Source organism: Streptomyces sp. AC512_CC834 (genome assembly GCF_019049325.1).
Classification (GTDB): domain Bacteria; phylum Actinomycetota; class Actinomycetes; order Streptomycetales; family Streptomycetaceae; genus Streptomyces.
Genome location: NZ_JAGMUO010000065.1, coordinates 426,461 through 448,111, shown reverse-complemented (window position 1 = coordinate 448,111; position 21,651 = coordinate 426,461). Strand labels below are relative to the sequence as shown.

Below are 21,651 nucleotides of genomic sequence, written 5' to 3'. Positions count from 1 at the left end.
CTGCCCTTTTCCCAGGAGATTCCATGAACGCCCGCATTCGCCGCTCCGCCGTCGCCGTCGTCGCGGCCGCCGTCCTGCCCCTGTCCCTGGCCGCCTGTTCGGACGACGGCGACAGCGGCTCCTCGGACTCCGCCCAGGCCGAGTCCTCGGCGCCCGCGGCCGGCGACGAGCAGTCCTCCGACACCTCCGGCGACATGGCGGGAATGGACGAGCCGTTCGGCCCGGCCTGCTCCACGGTGCCGAAGGAGGGCGCCGGTTCCTTCGACGGCATGGCCAAGGACCCGGTCGCCACCGCCGCCTCGAACAACCCGGCCCTGTCCACGCTGGTGACCGCGGTGAAGAAGGCCGGCCTGGTCGACACCCTCAACAACGCCGAGAACATCACCGTGTTCGCGCCCACCAACGACGCCTTCGCCAAGATCCCGAAGGCCGACCTGGACAAGGTCCTCAACGACAAGGCGATGCTCACCGACATCCTGACCTACCACGTCGTGGGCCAGAAGCTCGCCCCCAAGGACCTGGAGAACGGCTCCTTCGACACCCTGCAGAAGTCGAAGCTGACCACCTCGGGCTCCGACGAGTCCTACACGGTCAACGACTCCGCCAAGGTCGTCTGCGGCAACGTGAAGACCGCCAACGCCAACGTCTACATCATCGACACCGTCCTCATGCCCAAGAGCTGACGCGGGCGGGCACCGTCGAGCGGCCCGGCATCAGTCGTCCATCAGCCCGGCGGCGAGCGCGGCCCCCAGCTCCCAGCAGGCCTCCAGGTCGGCCTTGGCGGGCTCACCGGCCACGTTCACCGCGGGCGCCGCGCGCTGCCAGCCGAGGCCGGTCGTGACCGACTCGATGCCGCGCACCGCGCCGGTGGTGTCGCTGCCGCCGTGCACGTAGTAGCCGAAGGGCCGGCCCCGGGTCTCGTCCAGGCATGGGTAGTAGACCTGGTCGAAGAAGTGCTTGAGCGCCCCGGACATGTAGCCCAGGTTGGCCGGGGTGCCCAGCAGATACCCGTCGGCCTCCAGCACGTCGACCGCCGTGGCCGCCAGCGCCGCCCGCCGGACCACCCGCACCCCCTCGATCTCGGGTGCGGTCGCCCCGGACACGACGGCTTCCAGCATCGCCTGGCAGTTCGGCGACGGCGTGTGATGCACGATCAGCAAAGTGGCCACCCCCGAAGCCTGCCGCCCGGCACCCTCCGACCGCAAACGACACCCCCTACCCGCTCTCGCCGTGCAGGCGGACCTCCCGGCCCTTCCAGCCTCTCCTCAGCCACCGGTCGTGACTGGCCACGACGACCGCGCCGGGCCCGCTGCCCAGCGCCTCCTCCAGTTCGTCGCACAGCCGGGGGGAGAGGTGATTGGTGGGCTCGTCGAGCAGCAGCAACTGGGGCGGGCACGCCACCAGCAGGGCCAGGGCGAGGCGGCGGCGCTGCCCGGCCGAGAGGCGGCCGACCGGCAGGCCGAGGTCCGCCTCGTGCAGCAGGCCCAGCGACCGCAGGGGCACCGCCTCGGCCCGTTCGACGCCCAGCGTCCCCTCGTAGGTGTCCCGCACGGTCCGCTCCGGGCGGTCGAAGACGGTGTCCTGGGCGAGCAGCCCCACCGTGAGCCCGGGCCGCCGCCGCACCTCGCCCCCGGCTGCGAGGTGGCCAGCGAGCACGGCCAGCAGGGTCGACTTCCCGGTGCCGTTGCCCCCGGTGACCAGGAGCCGGTCGGTGGCCGGCACCGTCAGGCGGTCCAGCGAGAGCCGTCCCGGCACCCTGGTGTCGCGCAGGGCCACCAGCGGACCGTCGTCCGGCGCGGCCGGCGCGGTGAGCGCCGGGCCCGCGAACCGCAGCGGCCGCGGCGGCTCACCCACCCGGGCGCGCTCCAGTTCCTCCAGCCTGCGGGTGGCGTTGCGCACCCGCCGGGAGATCTGGTTCTGCACCCGGCCGGCGCGGCGGCCGTAGCCCATCTTCTCGTTGTCGCGCGGGCCCCGGTCCGGGGCGACGCGGCGGGCCGTGACCCCGGCCGACCGGCGCAGCGCCGCCAGCTCCTCCTGCTCCTCGGCCCAGCGTCGCTCCCAGCGGGCCCGCTCGGCGCGCTTCGCGGCCAGGTAGTCGCTGTAGCCGCCGCCGTGGCGGACCGGACCGTCCATCGAGGGGTCCAGGTCGATCAGGTCCGTGCACACGGCGTCGAGGAAGGCGCGATCGTGGCCGGCCACCACGACGGCCCCGGGCAGCGCGCGCACCTGTTCCTCGACGAACGCGACGGCGTCGTCGTCCAGGTGGTTGGTCGGTTCGTCAAGCAGCAGCGCCGACGGCCTGCGGACCAGCAGCGCGGCCAGCGCCAGCCGGGCGCGCTGCCCGCCCGACAGCGAGCCGAGCGTGCGGTCGTGCCCGACCGCGCCGAGACCGAGGCCGTCCAGCACGAGGGCGGCACGCCGGTCGGCGTCCCAGGCCTCCCGTTCCCGGGCCCGCTCGAGGCGTGCGCCGTAGGTGTCGAGCAGTCCGGCGTACTCGGGGGAGTCCTGCGGGGTCCGGGCGAGCCGGGCGGTGAGGTGTTCCAGCTCGGCCAGGTCCTCGCGGGCCTCGCGCAGGGCGTCGTCGAGGACGTCGGCGAGCGTGACGTCGACCTCGTACGGCATCTCCTGATGCAGGAAACCAAGGTCGGGCGGGCGGGTGACACTCCCCGCGTCGGGCTCGTCGGCGCCGGCGAGCAGCCGCAGCAGCGTCGACTTGCCGACGCCGTTCTCCCCGATCAGTCCGACGCGGTGGCCGGGGGAGGCGGTCAGGGACACACCGTCGAGTACGCGCCGGGCGCCGAGGGTGCGTACGAGGTCGTGGGCGAGCAGGGCGGGTCGGGGCATGGTGAATCCGTTCAGCGTGGTCGGTGCTCGGCCCGCGGGGCGGCACGCCTCGGACGCGGGCCAGGTCGGCACGCCGGCGGATCACACCTCGGGAACCCCCGTCTCCGTCAGCTCGCCGTCGGCCAGCCGCAGCCACCGGCCGACGCCGATCTCGCGCAGGAACCGCCGGTCGTGACTGACCACCACGAAGGCCCCCCGGTAGGAGTTCAGGGCACTCTCCGACTGACCCGCGCCGACCAGGTCCAGGTTGTTCGTCGGCTCGTCCAGGAGCAGCAGGTGCGGGGCGGGTTCCGCGCACAGGACGCAGGCCAGCGTGGCCCGCAGCCGCTCGCCGCCGGAGAGCAGGCCGACGGGCAGTTGGGCGCCCGCGCCCCGGAAGAGAAAGCGCGCGAGCAGGTTCATCCGCTCGGCCTCCGGCCGGTCCGGGGCGTAGGCGGCGAAGTTCTCGGCGACGGTGCGGTCGGGATCCAGCAGGTCCAGCCGTTGGGAGAGGTACGCGACGCGCCCGTCGGCGCGCCTGATCCCGCCCTCCTGCGGGTCCAGGTCGCCGTTGACCAGACGCAGCAGCGTGCTCTTTCCCGTGCCGTTGGCGCCGGTCAGCGCGATGCGCTCGGGCCCCCGGACGGTCAGGTCGACGCCCTCGCCCGTGAACACGTCCGTGTCACCGAGCCGGATCCGCAGTCGCTCCCCGAGGAAGAGGGTGCGTCCGGCGGGCACGCGGGTCTCCGGCAGGTCCAGCGCGATGCGCTGTTCCTCGCGCAGCGACCGCTCCGCCGCGTCCAGCCGCGCCCTGGCCTCGCCGACCCGGTTGGCGTGGGTCTGGCCCGCCCGGCCGGCCGACTCCTGGGCGCCGCGCTTCATATTGCCGGCGAAGATCCGGGGAAGACCGGCGTTCTTGAGATTGCGGGCGGCGTTGCTCGCCCGGCGGTCGGCGCGCTCGCAGGCCTGCTGCAGCTCCCGCTTCTCCCGCTTCAGCTCCTGTTCGGCGTTGCGGACGTTCTTCTCGGCGACTTCCTGCTCGGCACGGACGGCCTCTTCGTACGCGGTGAAGTTGCCGCCGTACAGGCGCAGTTCACCGCGGCCGAGTTCGGCGATGCGCTCCATGCGGTCGAGCAGCTCCCGATCGTGACTGACCAGCACCAGGCAGCCGCTGTAGTCCGCCAGCACGTCGTGGAGCCTGCCGCGGGCGTCCGCGTCGAGGTTGTTGGTGGGCTCGTCGAGCGGGAGTACCTCGGGCCGCTTCAGCAGTTGGGCGGCGAGCCCGAGGGAGACGACCTGACCTCCGCTGAGCGTGCTCAGCCGCCGGTCCAGGGCGAGGCCCGCCAGGCCCAGGCGGTCGAGCTGGGCACGGGTGCGCTCCTCGATGTCCCAGTCGTCGCCGATGGCCGTGAAGTGCTCCTCGGCCACGTCCCCGGACTCGACGGCGTCGATGGCCCGGATCACGGCGGCCACACCGAGCACCTCCGCCACCGTGAGGCCGCCGGTCAGGGGGAGGGTCTGCGGCAGATGGCCGAGGACACCGGACACCGACACGGAGCCGGCGGTGGGGCGCAGCTCCCCGGCGATCAGTCCGAGCAGGGTGGACTTGCCGGCACCGTTGGGGGCCACCAGGCCCGTACGGCCCGCGCCCACGGTGAACGACAGGTCCTCGAAGACAGGGGTGTCGTCGGGCCAGGAGAAGGACAGGTTCGAGCAGCGAATGGCGGCGTCGGACATGGAGACGACCTCATGGAGGTGAGGGGCAGGAAAGAGACCTCTGCCCGGGCAGACAGGGAAAAGGGAACGACGACGAGGCCACTGCGGCGGCGCTCCTGCGCCCGCCGGTGGCCGATCACACCCGGGCCTCACCCGGAGATGTCGTCGTCACCCACCATGTCTGCGACTCCTCGATACACGATCAACGTCTCCGCCAGCGTAGCAGCCGGGTCCGCCGGGGCACCGGTATCACCGGTACAGTCGCCACGCCGCTCAGCCCGTGCCGGACCGGGCGCCGCGGCCCGACGTTTCCTCGTCGTGTTCCGGCCAGGGAACGCCATGACCAGTACGCAGCAACCGCCGGAGCCGACCCCGGGGGCTCCCGAGGCACCGGGCGCACCCCCCGACCCCGCCCCTCTCCCCGCCGCCCTCGTCGAGCAGCGGGTCACCCGCATACGGCGGCGGCTGGAGCGACTGATCGGCATCGCGGCGACCGAGGGCAACGCACTCACCGTTTTGCGCAACGGTGACGAGATCTTCGCCGCCATGCTGGCCGGGATCGACCGTGCCGAGCACACGGTGGACATGATGACGTTCGTGTACTGGAAGGGCGACATCGCCCGCCGCTTCGCCGAGGCCCTCGCCGAGCGGGCCCGCGCCGGGGTACGGGTGCGGCTGCTGCTGGACGGGTTCGGCAGCCGGCTGATCGAGGGCGAGCAGTTGCGGACGATGGAGCGGGCCGGGGTGCAGGTGGCGTGGTTCCGCAAGCCGCTCCACCTCTCGCCCCTCAAGCAGAACCACCGCTGCCACCGCAAGGTGCTCGTCGTCGACGAGGAGACCGCCTTCACCGGCGGCGTGGGCATCGCCGAGGAGTGGTGCGGCGACGCACGCGACGAGAACGAGTGGCGTGACACCCACGTCGAGGTCCGGGGGCCCGCGGTGGACGGCATCGCCGCGGCGTTCGCACAGAACTGGGCCGAGTGCCACGACGAACTCTTCGACGACCGGGACCGGTTCGTCGAACACCGTGCGCAGGGCGGTTCCGTGGTGCAGGTGGTGCGGGGTTCGGCCAGTTTCGGCTGGCAGGACATGCAGACCCTGATCCGCGTGATGCTGGAGTCGGCCGAGGAACGCTTCCGCCTGTCCACCGCGTACTTCGCCCCGGACGCGTACTTCGTCGAACTGCTCTGCGCCACCGCCCGGCGCGGCGTCGAGGTGGAGATCGTGCTGCCCGGCCCGCACACCGACAAGCGGGTCTGCCAGTTGGCCGGCCAGCACCACTACGACGACCTCACCGCGTGCGGGGTGAGGATCTACCAGTACCGGCCGACGATGATGCACGCCAAGGTCATCACCGTCGACAGGGTCGCCGCCCTGATCGGCTCCACCAACTTCAACCGCCGCTCGCTCGACCATGACGAGGAGGTCATGCTCGCCGTACTGGACCAGGAGTTCACCGCGACCCTGGACCAGCACTTCGAGGCGGACACGGCGGTCAGTGACCTGATCGGGCCGGGCAGATGGAAGAGACGCCCGCTCGCCCAGCGCGCGCGTGAGCTGGCCGTCAGGCCGCTGAGCCGGTTCCTGTGACCCGCGCCCGCCGCGCGGGCCCCCACGGGGCGGAAGGCGGCTGACAGAGACAAGGGCCCGAACCGGGGCCGGGGCCCTCACCCCGTTCAGGCCGGCATGCTCAGCAGGGCGATGGGGTCGGAGGTCGGTTGCTTCGACCCACCGGCCGGCTCGACCGTGATGCCCACGCCCGCCGCACCGTCGACGGCGCCCTCCATCAGCACCGCCTGACTGGTGCTGCCGGGATCCATCAGGCCCGCCGACCGCATCGTGCCGTGGTCGTCGAACCAGAGCTGGTACACCTTGCCTCGCGGCGGTTCGGCCATGCCCGAGGCCAGGAAGACCGCCCGGTCCTGGCCCTCGGAGACGACCAGCGTCCCGCTCGCCCCGCCGGCCAGCCGCGCGGTACGCGACTCGGCGTCCGGCGCGGCCAGCACTCCGGCCAGGGTCTCGGCCCGCCGCTCGGCCTGCGTGGCCCGCTGCCCGGCGTCCTGCGCGCGTTCGTACTGCCACGCCGCCGTGCCGCCCAGGCCCGCCGCGGCGGCCAGGCAGGCGGCCAGCGCCCAGCGGGCCGGGCCGCGCCCGCGGGGCACGACGCGGCGTGCCTTCTCCACCGTGCCGCCGCCCGGCGGGACCTGGCGCACGCTCGTGATGCGGTGCAGCACCCGGTCCTTGAGGGCGGGCCCGGGCACGAGTGTCGCGGCCAGCCCCAGCCGGGCCGTCGCGGCGGCGAACTCCAGGGTCTCCTGCTCGCAGGTGCCGCAGTCCGCCAGATGGCGTTCGAAGGCGTTGCGCTCGTCGTCGGGCAGCGCGTGCAGGGCGTAGGCGCCCGTCAAGCTGTGCAGGTCCTCGGTGCGCGTCACGCGCTCACCCCCAGGCAGTCACGGAGCCGGATGAGACCGTCGCGCAGCCGCGTCTTGACCGTGCCGAGCGGCAGCGCGAGCGCCTCGGCCACCTGCCGGTAGGTCAGGCCGCGGTAGTAGGCGAGGTTCACGGACTGGCGCTGTATGTCGGTCAGGGTGCGCAGACAGCGCCGCACCTGCTCCCGCTCCAGGCGGGTCTCGACCTGTTCGGTCACCTCGTCGTACTCGGGCGTGCGGTCGAGCAGGGCGGCCTTGTGGTCGCGGGCCGCGGCGGCCTCCACCGACCGCACCCGGTCCACCGCCCGCCGGTGCGCCAGGGTCAGGATCCAGTTGACCACCGTGCCGCGTTCGGGCCGGTAGCGGGGTGCCGTGCGCCACACCTCCACCAGCACCTCCTGTGCGACCTCCTCCGACTGCGCCTGGTCGCGCAGCACCCCCCGGGCGACCCCGAGCACGGACCCCGCCACCGCGTCGTACACGGCGGCGAAGGAGTCCTGGTCGCCCAGGGCCACCTCACGAATGAGCTGCTGCAGATCGGGCTGGGCCGATGGATTTCTGCCGATGTGTACGGCTTCCTTCACGACGGTTGCTCCAACGGTTGCTCCAACGTTTGCTCCCGGAGAATGCGACGGGCGGGGATGTCCCCGGGTAATCCGAGGCCGCGCGGCTCGCGGATTGGTCGGGGTGCCGTCGGCCCTGCGTGTCCCTCACCCGGTGCCCCGGCGGCGCGGGGTTCAGGCTCCTGACGCCGCGGGCAGTTCCACGGTGATGCGGAGCCCGCCGGCCCGGCGCGGGGTCAGCGTGAGGGTTCCGTCGTGTGCCTCGGTGATGGTCTTGACGATGGCCAGGCCCAGGCCGACGCCCGCCTGGTCGGCGTGGGTGCGCTCGGTGCCGCGCTGGAAGGGTTCGGTGAGGGTCGCGACCAACTGGGGGGTGAGCCGCTCACCCGTGTTCTCGACGGTGAGCACCACGGTCCTGGGGCGAACGCCGGTGTGGACCCGGACGGTGCCCTCTCGCGGCACGTTGTGGACGATCGCGTTGTGGACGAGGTTCGTGATGAGCTGCAGCAGGAGCGCGGGCGAACCGGTCGTGGGGGCGATGTCGCCGCTGGTCTCGAGAGTGACCCCGTGCTTGTCCGCGAGCGGGTGGAGCGTTTCGGCTGCTTCCTCCGCGACGAGGGACAGGTCGACGTGCTCCCGGGTGAAGGACCGCTGGTTGGCGCGGCTGAGCAGGAGCAGCGCCTCGGTGAGGTCGATGGCCCGGGTGTTGACGGTGTGGAGACGGTCGACGAGTTCGCCGGTGTCGTGGTTCGGATCGGCGCGGGCGACGTCGATGAGCGTCTTCGAGATCGCCAGCGGGGTACGCAGCTCGTGCGAGGCGTTGGCCGCGAATCTCCGCTGTTCCGCGACGTGTGCTTCGAGCTGCGCGAGCATCATGTCGAAGGCGTCGGCGAGTTCGCGGAACTCGTCCTCGCGGCCCGGCAGCCGGATCCGGTGGGACAGCGATCCGTCCGCGACCGTGCGGGTGGCGTGGGTGATGCGGTCCAGGGGGGCGAGCATGCGCCCGGCGAGGAACCAACCCCCCACGAGGCCGAATACCAGGAGGAACACCATGACTGCTGCTGCCGTTGGGACGAAGGCGCGCACGAACTGGATGACCGGATTTTCTCGCACCGCCCCCGATTCGTTGGTTCGCAACCACCCCGATCGCAGGAGGAACACTCCCATGGCGACGAGCAGCAGGGCCCCCGCGAGCGTGAGGAATCCGGCGTAGCTGAGGGTGAGTTTGAGGCGGATGCTCAGGCCGGGCCGCCTATCCACGGTCACCCCCCGCACGCCCGGCGCCGGACGTCGTGTCGATGCGGTAGCCGACGCCCGGCACGGTGGCGATGATCCAGGGTTCGCCGAGGCGTTTGCGCAGGGCGGAGACCGTGATGCGCACGGCGTTGGTGAACGGATCGGCGTTCTCGTCCCACGCGCGCTCCAGGAGCTGTTCGGCGCTGACGACACCGCCTTCGGCGCCGACGAGGACTTCGAGGACCGCGAACTGTTTGCGGGTGAGCCCGACGTAGCGGTCGTCGCGGTAGACCTCGCGGCGGAACGAGTCCAGGCGCAGACCGGCGATCTCTCGCACGGGGGGCCTGTTGTGGGCCCGTCTGCGGTCGAGGGCTCGGAGACGGAGCACGAGTTCCTGGAGTGCGAAGGGCTTGGTGAGGTAGTCGTCGGCGCCGAGGTGGAACCCGGATGCCTTGTCGTCGAGACGGTCGGCGGCCGTGAGCATGAGGATCGGCATGCCGCTGCCGGAGGCGACGATGCGCTTGGCGATCTCGTCGCCGGAGGGGCCGGGGATGTCACGGTCGAGGACTGCGATGTCGTAGGTGTTGACGCCGAGCAGTTCCAGAGCGGTGTCGCCGTCACCGGCGATATCGGCCGCGATCGCTTCCAGGCGCAGGCCGTCACGGATCGCTTCGGCCAGATAGGGCTCGTCCTCGACAATCAAGACACGCATATACGAAGGATAAGGGTCCGTATATATCGTCCGCGTATCGAAAATCGCCTACGTGCCGGCAACACCCGGTTGTTTTCACTGGCGGTATGTGTCGAACCCAGCCCTCATTCTGCCTCAGCAGACGGCCGGCGTTCGCCGGAATACCGGACTGAGCTTCTTTCGTAGCCGCACCACACCGTGCAGGGCACGCCGCCGGCGGTCTACGTGGCGCAGCCGGGTTCCGTACGGGTGAGCCGCCCGGTGGTGGCATATCGTCGGCGTATCGAGAACTGCATACGCCCGGGCAACACTCCGCCGCCTTGACTGGCGGCATGTCCTACAGCGAACCAGTACGAGCAGCAGCCGGGAACCCGGTCGTCAGGCCGATCAGCGCCGCCGAGCATGCGGCGTTCGTGCGGGCCCAGCGGTCGGTCAGCTTTCTGCAGACCCCGGCGTGGGGCCGTGTCAAGACCGAGTGGCGCAGCGAGTCCCTCGGCTGGTTCGACGGCCGGCGCCTGGTCGGTGCGGGGCTCGTCCTGCATCGCCCCGTGCCGCGGCTGGACCGCTTCACACTGGCGTATCTGCCCGAGGGCCCGGTCATCGATTGGAGCGGCGACATCCGTACGTGGCTCGATCCGCTGGCGGCGTATCTCAAGGCGCACGGCGCGTTCGCGATCCGGCTCGGCCCGCCGGTGGCCACGGACACCTGGAGCGCCGCCCAGGTCAAGGAGGGCGTCGCCGATCCGGACATCCGGCGGCTGACCGACCTGCCCGGCTGGTGGGGCGACCCGGTCGGCGCCCGCGTGAGCGGCGGGCTCAAGGACGCGGGCTGGCTGCCGCAGAACCCGCGGGACGGGTTCGGCGTCGGGCATCCGCAGTTCAAGTACGAGGTCCCGCTGGCGGGCAGGACCGAGGGCGAGCTGCTCAGGGGCATGAACCAGCAGTGGCGCCGCAACATCAAGAAGGCGGCCAAGGAGGGCGTCGAGGTCACGGCCGGAGACGGGAGTCCGGAAGACCTCAAGGCGTTTCACGACCTCTACGTCCACACCGCCGAGCGCGACCGCTTCACACCCAGGGGATTGCGCTACTTCGAGACCATGTTCGCGGCGCTGAGGGCCGAGGACCCCCAGCGGATCACCCTCTACCTGGCCCGCCACCAGGGCGACTTGGTCGCCGCCACCGTCCTGGTCCGCGTCGGGGCCCACGCGGTGTACGCCTATGGCGCATCCGCCACCGACAAGCGTGAGGTGCGCGGCTCCAACGCCTGCCAGTGGGCGATGATCCGCGACGCGCTCGCGGCCGGCTGCGACGTGTACGACCTGCGCGGCATCACCCCCACCCTCGACGCCGACGACCCGCACGTCGGCCTGGTCCGGTTCAAGGTCGGCACCGGCGGCCGGGCGGTGCGGTACGTCGGCGAGTGGGACCTGCCGCTGCGGCCGATGGTCTACCGGGCCTTCGACCTCTACATGAGGCGGCGCAGGCGCTGAACTAGGCGAGTGCGGTGGCGACTTCGTCGAGGCGGGCCCCGCGGGAGGCCTTGACCAGCACCACATCGCCGGTCGTGAGGTGGCCGCGCAGCCAGTCGACGGCCGCGTCGTTGTCGGCGAGGAGCACCGCTCGCTCGCCCGCGCCGTCGGCGATCGGCCGGGCGGCCTTGCCGACGGCGGCCACCACGTCGGCCCGGGCGGCGGCGTACGCCCCGACGGCGCGGTGCTCGGCCTCGCTGTCGTCGCCGAGTTCGAGCATGTCGCCGAGTACGGCGATGCGGCGCCCGCCCTCGATGGCCGCCAGGGCGTCCAGGGCGGCGCGGGCCGAGTCGGGATTGGCGTTGTAGGAGTCGTTGAGCAGCGCCGCGCCGCAGGCGAGGTCGCGCGGCTCCAGCCGCCACGGCGACAGCGAGGCGGTGGCCAGCGCCGCCGTCGCCAGGTCGAGGGGAACCCCGGCCGCGAGTGCCGCCGCCGCGGCGGCCGACGCGTTGAGCGCCTGATGGGCGCCGACGAGCGGCAGCGCGACGGGAGCCGAGGCCTCGGCGGTCCGCAGGGTGAAGGACGGTCGGCCGAGCCGGTCGAGGGCCAGGTCGTGGGCCCGTACGTCGGCGTGGACCGTCCGGCCGAAGGTCAGCACGGGACAGTCGGTGAGCGAGCGCATGGCGACCACCCGGGGATCGTCGGCGTTGAGGACGGCGGTGCCGCCGGGCGCGAGACCCCGCACCAGTTCGCCCTTGGTCCTGGCGATGGCGGCGCGCGACCCGAACTCGCCGAGGTGCGCCACGCCGACGTTGAGGACGACGGCGACGTCGGGCGCGACCAGGCCGGTGAGTGCGGTGATGTCGCCGACATGGCGGGCTCCCATCTCCAGGACGAGGAACCGGGTGGAGGGCTGGGCGCGCAGCATGGTGAGCGGCACGCCGAGTTCGTTGTTGAGCGAGCCGATCGTCGCGGTCGTCGGCGCGGCGCTCGAAAGAACGGCCGCCAGCAGGTCCTTGGTGCCGGTCTTGCCCTGCGAGCCGGTCACCCCGACCACGGTCAGCCCGTCCCGCAGCCGGGCCACGACATGGGTGGCGAGGAACTGCAGCGCGGCCCTGACGTCCTCGACGACAACGGTGGGCAGCGGCGTGGGCCGGGAGCCGAGCACGGCCACCGCACCGGCCCGGCCGGCCTGTTCGGCGTAGTCGTGGCCGTCGGCGTGCTCGCCGCAGAAGGCGACGAAGAGGCCCCCGGGACCGGCCTGCCGGCTGTCGAGCACGGCCGGTCCGGTCACGGTCACGGAGCTGTCGCCCTCGGCCCTTCCGCCGACGATCTCGGCGATCTCGGCGAGGGCGAGCGGGATCACGTCGACTCCCCGGACGTCATGTCGAGTGTTTTGTCAGTCATGCCTCCAGTCAAGGCAGTGGGACGTATCGCGGGCGTATCGAAAACCACATACGTTCCGGCAACAGCACGCCGCCTTGAGTGGAGGCATGACCCACAGCGAAACGACCCGCATCACCATGTACGGGTGCGACCCGGACGAAGTCGCTCTGTTCCGCGAGCTGGCACCCCGCCTCGGTGTGCGTCCGGCCATCACCGACGCACCGGTCTGTGAAGCCAATGCCGAACTGGCCGCCGGCGGCCGGTGCGTCAGCGTCGGCCACAAGACGCCCATCACCCACGCCACTCTGCGTGCGCTCGGCCGAACCGGCGTGGGCTACATCTCCACGCGGAGCATCGGCTACAACCACATCGACGTGGAATACGCGGTCGGCATCGGCATCGTTGTCGAAAACGTCTCCTACTCTCCGGACAGCGTGGCCGACTACACGCTCATGCTCATGCTGATGGCGATGCGGGACGCGAAAGCCACCGTCCGGAGCACCGACGTGCACGACTACCGGCTCAGCGATGTGCGTGGAAGAGAGTTGCGCGATCTGACCGTCGGGGTGATCGGCACAGGCCGTATCGGCGCGGCGGTCATGGACCGGCTGCGGGGTTTCGGCTGCCGAATCGTGGCCCACGACAATCGCCCCGTCGATCGTCCCGGGACCGCTGTCGAGCACGTTCCGCTCGACGAACTGCTGCGCCGGAGCGACCTCGTCACGCTGCATGCGCCGCTCACCGCGCAGACGCACCATCTGCTGAATCGGCGGCGCCTGGCGCAGTTGAAGAACGGCGCGCTGATCGTCAATACCGGACGTGGCGCGCTCATCGACACCGAGGCACTGCTGCGGGAATTGGAAAGCGGCAGGCTGGGCGGTGCGGCGCTGGACGTCGTCGAAGGCGAGGAAGGCGTCTTCTACGCCGACTGCCGGGACAAACCCATGGAAAGCAAAACGCTGTTGCGGCTGCAGGAGTTGCCGAACGCACTCATCAGTCCGCACACCGCCTACTACACGGACCACGCCCTGCGCGACACCGTGGAGAACTCCCTCACCAACTGTCTGACATTCGAAAGCAGGAACCAGCATGGCTGAGCTTAAGGTCGGTATCATTTTCGGTGGCCGTTCCGAGGAACACCCCGTCTCCGTCAAGTCGGCGCGCGAGGTGGCCCGGAACCTCGACCTCGAGAAGTACGAACCCTTCTACATCGGGATCACGAAGAGTGGCGCCTGGAGGCTCTGCGACGGCCCCGACACGGAGTGGGAGAACGGCCACGGCCGCCCCGTCGTGCTGTCGCCGGACAGCAACGTACACGGACTGCTCACTCTGGATCAGGGGCGCTACGCGACGATCCGTCTGGACGTCGTGCTCCCCGTGCTGCACGGCACACTCGGCGAGGACGGCGCGATCCAGGGCCTGCTGGAACTCTCCGGCATCCCCTACATCGGCTGCGACATCCAGAGTTCCGCTCTGTGCATGGACAAGTCCCTTGCCTACGTCGTCGCCAGAGGCGCCGGAATCGCCACGCCGGACTTCTGGACCGTCACGGCGGACGAAACCGTCGATCCGGCCCAGCCCACCTATCCGGTCTTCGTGAAGCCGGCCCGTTCGGGATCGTCCTTCGGCGTCACCAAGGTGTCCCGGGCAGAGGAACTGCCGGGCGCAGTCGAATTGGCACGGCAGTACGACTCGAAGGTGCTGATCGAAGAGGCGGTCACCGGCAGCGAGATCGGCTGCGCCATCCTCGGAGACGCGGCGGATCCGACCGCGGGCGAGGTGGACCGGATCGACCTCTCGCACGGCTTCTTCAGGATCCACCAGGAGGATGCCCCCGAGACGGGTTCCGAGAACGCCACGGCAATCGTTCCCGCCGACATTCCGGAGGAGTCACGGCTCCTCGTGCGGGAGACGGCCAAGGCCGTGTACCGCGCCCTGGGATGCAGCGGCCTTTCGCGGGTGGACATGTTCCTCAAGGAGAACGGAGAAGTCGTCCTCAACGAGGTCAACACCTTCCCCGGCATGACCTCGTACAGCCGTTACCCGAGGATGATGGCGGCCGCGGGCCTGCCGCTCTCCGAAGTGATCGACCGGACGGTGTCCCTCGCCCTGACGGGAAAAACCCGATGAAGGACGACTTCGTCTTCGTGGACGAGCTGGCATCCGGAATACGCTGGGATGCCAAGTACGCCACGTGGGACAACTTCACCGGCAAACCGGTCGACGGATACCTGGCCAACCGAGTCGTCGGTACGAGGGCTCTGTGCGCGGCCCTGGAACGGGCGCGGGAGAAGGCCGAAACGTGGGGGTTCGGCCTGCTGCTCTGGGACGGCTATCGCCCGCAGCACGCCGTCGACTGCTTTCTGCGCTGGTCGCGGCAGCCGGAGGACGGCCGGACCAAGTCGCGGCACTATCCGAATATCCGCAGGGCCGAGATGTTCGAGAAGGGATATGTGGCCGCCAGGTCGGGCCACAGCCGGGGCAGCACCGTCGACCTCACGCTCTACGACCTGGCCACCGGTGAACTCGTTCCCATGGGCGGCGGCCATGACCTGATGGATTCCCTCTCACATCATGGCGCACAAGGGATCACACCCGCCGAAGCGCGGAACCGGCAGCACCTGCGTTCCCTCATGGAGACGTGCGGCTTCCGCGCGTACGAGTGCGAGTGGTGGCACTACACGCTCGCCGACGAGCCTTATCCCGACACCTACTTCGATTTCCCCATCACGTAGGACGCCGGTTCCAGGCTCATCAGGTACAGTGACGCCGTTCGCGCTCGATTCAGATCGGGAAGACCAGGACCACGAAGACCAGGACCACAGGGAGGTGAGGTTGATGACCGCGCTCGAAGCCGTAGCTCGCGACGCCCGGGTCTCCCTCGCGTCCCGGGCCACGGCCTGACCGCCGCCCCAGTCGAACGCAACCCGGAAACGGATCCTCATCCCGTCATGTCCCACACCTGGAACACCCGCGCCGAGACCGGCGCCGACATCCCGGCCATCCGTGACATCGTCCGCACCGCCTTCCCCACACCGGAGGAGGCCGCCCTCGTCGACGCGCTGCGCGCCGACCCCGAGGCGTGGATCGCCGGACTCTCCCTCGTCGCGGTGGACGACGACGACCGTCCCGTGGGTCACGCCCTGCTGACCCGCTGCCACATCGGGGACAGCCCGGCGCTGTGCCTGGCACCCGTCGCCGTCCGGCCCGAGCGGCAGAACAGCGGCGCCGGCACGGCCGCCGTCCGGGCCGCGATCATCGCGGCCGAGGGCCTCGGCGAGCACCACGTGGTCGTCCTCGGACACCCGGAGTACTACCCCCGCTTCGGCTTCACCCGGGCCTCCGCCCACGGCATCGGCCTGACCATCGACGTCCCGGACGAGGCCCTGATGGCCCTCACCCTGGACGCCGCCCACCCGCTGCCCGCCGGCACCGTCCGGTACGCGGCGCCCTTCGGCATCTGATCCGCGCCGACCGGCATCCGCTTCGCGGCTGAACCGACACGCCGTGTGCCGGCGGGAGCCTCTCCCGCCGGCACACGGCGTCTTCCGTGGCCGATTTCCTTGGCCGAAACCCTTGACCTGAGGCCCGCGGTCCTTCACATTACTGGTTAATGCGCATTAGGTAATGCGCATTAACAGATCGAGGGGAGCAGGGGTGGCGAAGGAAGCCGCAGGGCGGGCGAGGCCGGGGCGGGCCCCCGCGCCGGACGGCCGGCGGGCCCGGCCGAGGCAGGCCGAGGTGGCCCGGCTCGCCGGTGTCTCGCAGGCGACGGTGTCCCTGGTGCTGTCCGGACGGGACATCGCGACCGGGCGTCCGATCTCGTCGGAGACCCGCAGGAAGGTCCTGGACGCGGCCCACAGCCTCGGCTACGTCCCGGACCCGGCCGCCAGTCGCCTCGCCGCCGCCCGCAACAACCTGCTCGGCGTCTTCAGCTTCACCGCGACCTTCCCGACCGACGTCCGGCACTCGTACTACCCGTTCCTCGTCGGCGTGGAGCAGGAGGCCGCCGCGCAGGGCTACGACCTGGTGCTCTTCACCGGGTCCAGCAGCGGGGGAGCGGGCGCGACGCACGGGACCGGCGCGCTCAACCGGGTACGGCTGGCGGACGGCTGTCTCTTCCTGGGCCGCCATGCCCCCGCCGACGGGCTGCGCCGCCTGGTGGCCGACGACTTCCCGGTGGTCCACGTCGGCCGCCGCGACGAACCGGAAGGCCTCGCCTGGGTCGGTGCCGACTACGTCAGTGCCAGCCGCGAGGTCGTGACCGCGCTCGCCGGGCTCGGCCACCGGCGCGTCCTCCTCGTCCGCGAAGACGACGACGCGCCCGCCTCCACCGACCGTGAACGAGGCTTCCTCGACGGGCTCGCGAGCAACGGCCTGCCCACCGGTGCAAGTGCGAGTGCAGGTGCCGGTCCCGGTTCCGGTGCCGTGTTCCGCTCCGGCGACCCGCGCGGCGAGCTGACCGCCGACCGTGTCCGGGCCTGGCTGGCCGACGGCTTCACCGCCTTCGTCGCCGAGGAGACCGACACCGGAGCCGCCTGGCGGGCCCTGCGGGCCGCCGTCGACGAGGCGGGCCTGGACTGCCCCGGCCAGGTGTCGCTGGCGCTGCTCGGCAGCCCGCCCGCCGACCTCGCCGACCAGCCGGCGCCCATGGGCTTCGACATCCCGCGCCCCGCGCTGGGCGCCGAGGCCGTACGACTGCTCGCCGCCCGCATCGCCGGCGGGCCGGCCGTGGGCACGCTCGTCGCCTGCGCCTTCAGACCGGGCGCGACCGCGGGCCCACCGGCCACCCCCTGAACCACACCACCCCACCACCCCACACGCCACCACCCCACCAGAACCCACCGCACCACCAGAGGAGCAAGCAGCGTGATACCGGAACCCGACATCCTCGTCGTCGGCGGCGGCCTCGGCGGCGTCGCCGCGGCCCTCGCCGCCTGCCGGGCCGGCCGCAGCGTCGTCCTGACCGAGGAGACGGACTGGATCGGCGGCCAGCTCACCAGCCAGGCCGTGCCACCCGACGAACACCCGTGGGTCGAACAGTTCGGCACCACCGCCACCTACCGGCGACTGCGCGAGGGCATCCGCGGCTACTACCGCCAGTGGTACCCCCTGCGCGCCGAGGCCCTGGCGCTCACCGACCTCAACCCGGGCGCCGGGCGGGTCAGCAAGCTCTGCCACGAGCCGCGCGTCGCCCTCGCCGTCCTGGAGGGCATGCTCGCCCCGCACCGGGCGGCCGGACGGCTCATCGTCCTCACCGAGCACCGACCGGTGGCCGCCGACGCCGACAACGATGTCGTACGAGCCGTCACCCTGGAGAACCTCCGCGACGGCAGCCGCCGCACCGTCCCCGCCCGCTACGTCCTGGACGCCACCGAGACCGGCGAACTGCTCCACCTCGCCGGCGTCGAGCACGCGAACGGCGCCGAGTCCCGGGCCGAGTTCGACGAACCGCACGCCCCCGACCGGGCCCAGCCGGACAACCAGCAGGGCATCACCGTCTGCTTCGCCGTCTCCCACCACGAGGGCGAGGACCACACCATCGAGCGCCCCGCCGACTACGACTTCTGGCGGGACTACAAGCCCGACTTCTGGCCCGGCCCGCTGCTCGGCTTCGAGGCCCCCGACCCGCGCACCCTGGAACCGGTGCCGCGCACCTTCGAACCCAACCCCGAACTCGACCCGCTCGCCGTCAGCGCCGACCAGAGCGCCGACGCGGGCGACAAGGAACTGTGGGGCTTTCGCCGCATCCTCGCCCGCAAGCTGCACACCGACGGCGCCTTCGACTCGGACATCACCCTCGCCAACTGGCCGCTCAACGACTACTGGCTCAAGCCCTACATCGGCCAGGAGGCCGAAGCCCTGCGCGAGGCACGGCAGTTGTCCCTCTCGGTGCTCTACTGGCTGCAGACCGAGGCGCCGCGCACGGACGGCGGCACCGGATTCCCCGGCCTGCGCCCCCGCCCCGACGTGACGGGCACCTCGGACGGCCTCGCCAAGGCGGCGTACGTCCGTGAGTCCCGCCGTATCAAGGCCGTCACCACCGTCACCGAGCAGGACGTCGCCATCGACCTGGTCGGACCCTACGGCGGCACCCGGCACCGCGACTCCGTCGGCGTCGGCAACTACCGCATCGACCTGCACCCCTCCACCGGCGGCGACAACTACGTCGACATCGGCTCCGTGCCCTTCGAGATACCGCTCGGCGCCCTCGTACCGCGCCGGGTGCGCAACCTGCTGCCGGCCGGCAAGAACCTCGCCACCACGCACATCACCAACGGCTGCTACCGCCTGCACCCCGTGGAGTGGAACGTCGGCGAGGTCGCCGGCGCCCTCGCCGCCCACTGCCTCGCCGAGGACGTCGAGCCGCACCAGGTGCAGGCCGAGGACAAGCGGTTCGCGGAGTTCGCCAAGGTGCTCGACCGCGACGGCGTACAGCGTCACTGGCCCGACATCAGGGGCTACTGAACGACCCCGCGCGCGGCGGGAGTCGGGCGGGGCAGCACCACCTGCCCCGCCCGGTGACCGCCCGCGTGGACCGACCCAGCACAAGGAGGTGCCCGGACATGACCACCCACCGCATCCGCGTCGGCATCGACGTGGGCGGAACCTTCACCGACGCCGTGGCGGTCGACGCCACGACGCTCAGGCTCGTGGGCCAGGTGAAGGTCCCCACGAGCCACCATCACGAGGACGGTGTCGCGCACGGCATCGTCGAGGCACTCGACCGGCTGCTGAAGCAGACCGGGCACGCGCCCGCCGACGTGGCCTTCCTGGCGCACGGCACGACCCAGGCTACCAACGCCCTGCTGGAGGGCGACGTCGCCACCGTCGGCCTGCTCGGCATCGGCACCGGCGCCGGGACGTTCTTCACCCGCAAGCTCGCCTCGCTGGCCAAGCTCGAACTCACCCCCGGCAAGCGGCTGCCGCTGCACTACGCGCACGTGCCCGACCCCGAGGACGCCCCCGCCGTACGGGCCGCCGTCGAACAGCTCACGGCCGCCGGCGCCCAGGCCCTGGTTGCCAGCGAACCCTTCGGCGTCGACCGGCCCGAGGGCGAGGAGGCGGTCGCCGGGGCGGGCCGCGCCACCGGCCTGCCGACCACCGCCGCGCACGAGATCACCTCCCTGTACGGGCTGCGCAAACGCACCCGCACCGCCGTCGTCAACGCGGCGATCCTGCCCCGGATGCTGGCCACCGCCGACCTCGTCGACGCCTCCATCACCAAGGCCGGCGTCACCTCGCCGCTGATGGTGATGCGCTGCGACGGGGGAGTGATGTCCCTGGACGAGATGCGCCGCAGGCCCCTGCTGACCGTGCTGTCCGGCCCGGCCGCCGGAGTCGCCGGCGCGCTGATGCAGGAACGCGTCAGCGAGGGCGTGTTCCTGGAGACCGGCGGCACCTCCACCGACATCAGCGTCGTCAAGCGCGGCAAGGTCGCGGTACGGCACGCCGTCCTGCTCGGCCAGACCTCCTACCTCAACGCCCTCGACGTCCGCACCGTCGGCGTCGGCGGCGGCTCCATGGTGCGCGTCTCCGGAGACCGGGTCACCGGCACCGGGCCGCGCAGCGCCCACATCGCGGGCCTGCCGTACGCCTGTTACGCCGACCCGGCCGACCTGCGGGACGCGAAGCTGGCCACGATCAGCCCGCTGCCCGGCGACCCCGCCGACTACGCGGTCCTGGACGCGGCGGGCGGCCGGTTCGCCCTCACCATGACCTGCGCGGCCAACGCGCTCGGCCGGGTCCCCGAGGGCGACTTCGCCCACGCCGACCCCGACACCGCCCGCGCCGCGCTGGCCCCGCTCGCCGCCGCCCTCGGCACCGACGTGCCCACCGCCGCCGCCCGGCTCCTGGACGCGGGCACCGACCAGGTGAAGAGCGTCGTGGACGACCTCGTGGGCGAGTACCGTCTCGACACCGACACCGCCGTCCTGGTCGGCGGAGGCGGCGGCGCGGCCTCCGTCACCCCGCACCTGGCCGCCCGGACCGGGATGACCGGCCGCATCGCCCAGCACAACGAGGTCATCAGCCCCATCGGCGTCGCCCTCGCCCTCGTCCGCGAGCAGGTCGAGCGGATCGTGCCCGGCGCCACCCAGGAGCAGATCCTCGCCGTGCGCGCCGAGGCCGAGCGCGCCGTGGTCGAACAGGGCGCCGCCGCCGACGGCGTCGAGGTCGAGGTCACCGTCGACCCGCAGACCAACGTCGTACGCGCCATCGCCACCGGCGCCACCGAACTGCGCACCCAGGACCGCGCCCACCGGGCCGACGACGCGGAGCGCCTGCGGCTGGCCGCCACCAGCCTCAAGACCGACCCGTCGAAGGTCCACGTGCTCGCGGCCACCCCCGCGCACACCGTCTACGGCGCGGAGGTCCACCGCCGTTTCCGGCCCGTCCGGCACCCGGTGCGGGTCGTGGACGCCGACGGCGTCGTACGCCACCACGCGCCCGACGCCCGGGTCGAGGCGACCACTGTCTCCGGCGCCCCCGAGGTCCTGGCGAAGCTGGTCACCGAGAACACCTCCTACGGCGACGGAGGCGTCCGCGCCCCCGCCGTGCGGCTGCTGCTCGGCTCCCGCATCGCCGACCTCTCCGGCGTCCTGGACCCGCAGCCGCTGCTCGCCCTGGCCCGCAGCGAGCTGCGCTCCCGCGCCGCCGACGAACCCGTCGTGGCCGTACTGGAGGTGCGCGAATGACCGTCCGGGAAGCTCCCGCACAGGCGGACCTCGCCGCCACCGACGACATCGGGTGGGCCGTACGGCTGTTGGCCGCCACCCCGACCCACGAGCACCGCGACCCGGAGCTGCTGCGCCGGTGGGCGCGGGCGGCCGACGCGTTCGGCGCCGCCCTCGCGCCCGTCGCGTGCGAGGCGAGCATCGTGGAGAGCGACGGCGGTCTCGAACTGGGGCTGCTCGCCCGGTACACCTCCAGACCGCCCACGGTCGAGTTGTTCACCGACACGATCGAACTCGCGGAACGGGTCGTCGACGCGCGCGGCTGGCGGGCCTGGTACCCGCCCGGCTCCGTACGGGCCGCCGCCCTCGCCCACGAGGCGGTGCACGTCCACCTCCACCACGGGACCGCGCGGGCCGACCTGAAGCGGGCCCTGGGCCACACCGCCCTCCGGCTGGGCCGGCTGCGCGTACCCGGCCACGTCGCCGGCGCCGAGGAGGTGGCCGCGCACGCCTACGCCCGTACCGTCTGCGGACTCGGCCGCAGCCCCCTGCTGCTGACCGCAGCCCTGGCCACCGAAGCCGAAGCCGAAGCGAAAGCGAAAGCGGAAGCCGAAGCCGGGACCGTCCCATCACCTGCACGTGACGCAAGAAGAGAGAACTGAC

Annotated in this window: 19 protein-coding genes; 11 read left to right on the top strand and 8 right to left on the bottom strand. The window is 72.0% G+C overall.

Features of this window, described 5'->3' with window-relative positions:
• Nucleotides 1-23: 23 nt before the first annotated feature.
• Complete coding sequence (locus KUM40_RS24170) at nucleotides 24-683, top strand: fasciclin domain-containing protein (RefSeq protein ID WP_217168194.1); 660 nt, start codon at nucleotides 24-26, stop codon at nucleotides 681-683.
• A 30-nt stretch (nucleotides 684-713) separates the two neighbouring features.
• On the opposite strand, the gene KUM40_RS24165 is transcribed toward KUM40_RS24170, so the two are convergent.
• From KUM40_RS24165 to KUM40_RS24155, 3 genes are all read right to left on the bottom strand, one after another.
• On the bottom strand, nucleotides 714-1,169 hold the full coding sequence (locus tag KUM40_RS24165; RefSeq protein WP_217168193.1) for an NAD(P)H-dependent oxidoreductase: 456 nt from the start codon (nucleotides 1,167-1,169) through the stop codon (nucleotides 714-716).
• A 46-nt stretch (nucleotides 1,170-1,215) separates the two neighbouring features.
• A complete protein-coding gene (locus KUM40_RS24160; RefSeq protein WP_217168192.1) occupies nucleotides 1,216-2,844 on the bottom strand; it encodes an ABC-F family ATP-binding cassette domain-containing protein in 1,629 nt (542 codons plus the stop codon).
• Nucleotides 2,845-2,925: 81 nt separating this feature from the next.
• Nucleotides 2,926-4,560 carry an ABC-F family ATP-binding cassette domain-containing protein gene (locus KUM40_RS24155; protein WP_217168191.1) on the bottom strand — a complete coding sequence of 545 codons (1,635 nt, stop codon included), beginning with the start codon at nucleotides 4,558-4,560 and terminating at the stop codon, nucleotides 2,926-2,928.
• 318 nt (nucleotides 4,561-4,878) lie between these two features.
• Here KUM40_RS24155 and KUM40_RS24150 point away from each other — a divergent pair, with 318 nt between their 5' ends.
• The gene (locus KUM40_RS24150; RefSeq protein WP_217168190.1) at nucleotides 4,879-6,129 is read left to right on the top strand and encodes a phosphatidylserine/phosphatidylglycerophosphate/cardiolipin synthase family protein; all 1,251 of its coding nucleotides are present in this window, start codon (nucleotides 4,879-4,881) and stop codon (nucleotides 6,127-6,129) included.
• 86 nt (nucleotides 6,130-6,215) lie between these two features.
• On the opposite strand, the gene KUM40_RS24145 is transcribed toward KUM40_RS24150, so the two are convergent.
• From KUM40_RS24145 to KUM40_RS24130, 4 genes are all read right to left on the bottom strand, one after another.
• Nucleotides 6,216-6,971: an anti-sigma factor domain-containing protein gene (locus KUM40_RS24145; RefSeq protein WP_217168189.1), complete on the bottom strand. Its 756-nt coding sequence runs from the start codon at nucleotides 6,969-6,971 to the stop codon at nucleotides 6,216-6,218.
• Nucleotides 6,968-7,552 carry a sigma-70 family RNA polymerase sigma factor gene (locus KUM40_RS24140; RefSeq protein WP_217168188.1) on the bottom strand — a complete coding sequence of 195 codons (585 nt, stop codon included), beginning with the start codon at nucleotides 7,550-7,552 and terminating at the stop codon, nucleotides 6,968-6,970. The genes KUM40_RS24145 and KUM40_RS24140 overlap by 4 nt, the downstream gene beginning before the upstream one ends.
• 153 nt (nucleotides 7,553-7,705) lie before the next feature.
• The gene (locus tag KUM40_RS24135; RefSeq protein WP_217168187.1) at nucleotides 7,706-8,791 is read right to left on the bottom strand and encodes a HAMP domain-containing sensor histidine kinase; all 1,086 of its coding nucleotides are present in this window, start codon (nucleotides 8,789-8,791) and stop codon (nucleotides 7,706-7,708) included.
• Nucleotides 8,784-9,479, bottom strand: coding sequence for a response regulator transcription factor (locus KUM40_RS24130; RefSeq protein WP_217168186.1), 696 nt, complete (start codon nucleotides 9,477-9,479; stop codon nucleotides 8,784-8,786). Before KUM40_RS24130 ends, KUM40_RS24135 begins: the two co-directional genes overlap by 8 nt.
• Nucleotides 9,480-9,790: 311 nt before the next feature.
• Here KUM40_RS24130 and KUM40_RS24125 point away from each other — a divergent pair, with 311 nt between their 5' ends.
• A complete protein-coding gene (locus KUM40_RS24125; RefSeq protein ID WP_217168185.1) occupies nucleotides 9,791-10,948 on the top strand; it encodes a peptidoglycan bridge formation glycyltransferase FemA/FemB family protein in 1,158 nt (385 codons plus the stop codon).
• Between the two features lies 1 nt (nucleotide 10,949).
• Here the strand turns inward: KUM40_RS24125 and murF are convergent, their stop codons facing one another.
• Complete coding sequence (gene murF / locus KUM40_RS24120; RefSeq protein WP_217168184.1) at nucleotides 10,950-12,293, bottom strand: UDP-N-acetylmuramoyl-tripeptide--D-alanyl-D-alanine ligase; 1,344 nt, start codon at nucleotides 12,291-12,293, stop codon at nucleotides 10,950-10,952.
• Between the two features lie 127 nt (nucleotides 12,294-12,420).
• Here murF and KUM40_RS24115 point away from each other — a divergent pair, with 127 nt between their 5' ends.
• The 8 genes from KUM40_RS24115 (at nucleotide 12,421) to KUM40_RS24080 (ending at nucleotide 21,650) form a co-directional block, all read left to right on the top strand.
• Entirely contained in the window at nucleotides 12,421-13,410 is a 990-nt protein-coding gene (locus KUM40_RS24115) for a D-isomer specific 2-hydroxyacid dehydrogenase family protein (RefSeq protein WP_217168183.1), read from the top strand.
• On the top strand, nucleotides 13,403-14,443 hold the full coding sequence (vanA-Sc, locus tag KUM40_RS24110; RefSeq protein WP_217168182.1) for a D-alanine--(R)-lactate ligase VanA-Sc: 1,041 nt from the start codon (nucleotides 13,403-13,405) through the stop codon (nucleotides 14,441-14,443). The genes KUM40_RS24115 and vanA-Sc overlap by 8 nt, the downstream gene beginning before the upstream one ends.
• Entirely contained in the window at nucleotides 14,440-15,048 is a 609-nt protein-coding gene (vanX, locus tag KUM40_RS24105; RefSeq protein WP_217168181.1) for a D-Ala-D-Ala dipeptidase VanX, read from the top strand. The genes vanA-Sc and vanX overlap by 4 nt, the downstream gene beginning before the upstream one ends.
• Before the next feature lie 216 nt (nucleotides 15,049-15,264).
• Nucleotides 15,265-15,777 carry a GNAT family N-acetyltransferase gene (locus KUM40_RS24100; protein WP_217168180.1) on the top strand — a complete coding sequence of 171 codons (513 nt, stop codon included), beginning with the start codon at nucleotides 15,265-15,267 and terminating at the stop codon, nucleotides 15,775-15,777.
• A 193-nt stretch (nucleotides 15,778-15,970) separates the two neighbouring features.
• A complete protein-coding gene (locus KUM40_RS24095) occupies nucleotides 15,971-17,110 on the top strand; it encodes a LacI family DNA-binding transcriptional regulator (RefSeq protein ID WP_308401221.1) in 1,140 nt (379 codons plus the stop codon).
• Between the two features lie 72 nt (nucleotides 17,111-17,182).
• The gene (locus KUM40_RS24090; protein ID WP_217168179.1) at nucleotides 17,183-18,781 is read left to right on the top strand and encodes an FAD-dependent oxidoreductase; all 1,599 of its coding nucleotides are present in this window, start codon (nucleotides 17,183-17,185) and stop codon (nucleotides 18,779-18,781) included.
• A gap of 98 nt (nucleotides 18,782-18,879) precedes the next feature.
• The gene (locus KUM40_RS24085; protein ID WP_217168178.1) at nucleotides 18,880-21,009 is read left to right on the top strand and encodes a hydantoinase/oxoprolinase family protein; all 2,130 of its coding nucleotides are present in this window, start codon (nucleotides 18,880-18,882) and stop codon (nucleotides 21,007-21,009) included.
• Nucleotides 21,006-21,650: a hypothetical protein gene (locus KUM40_RS24080; RefSeq protein ID WP_217168177.1), complete on the top strand. Its 645-nt coding sequence runs from the start codon at nucleotides 21,006-21,008 to the stop codon at nucleotides 21,648-21,650. The genes KUM40_RS24085 and KUM40_RS24080 overlap by 4 nt, the downstream gene beginning before the upstream one ends.
• The last annotated feature ends 1 nt before the right edge of the window (nucleotide 21,651 follow it).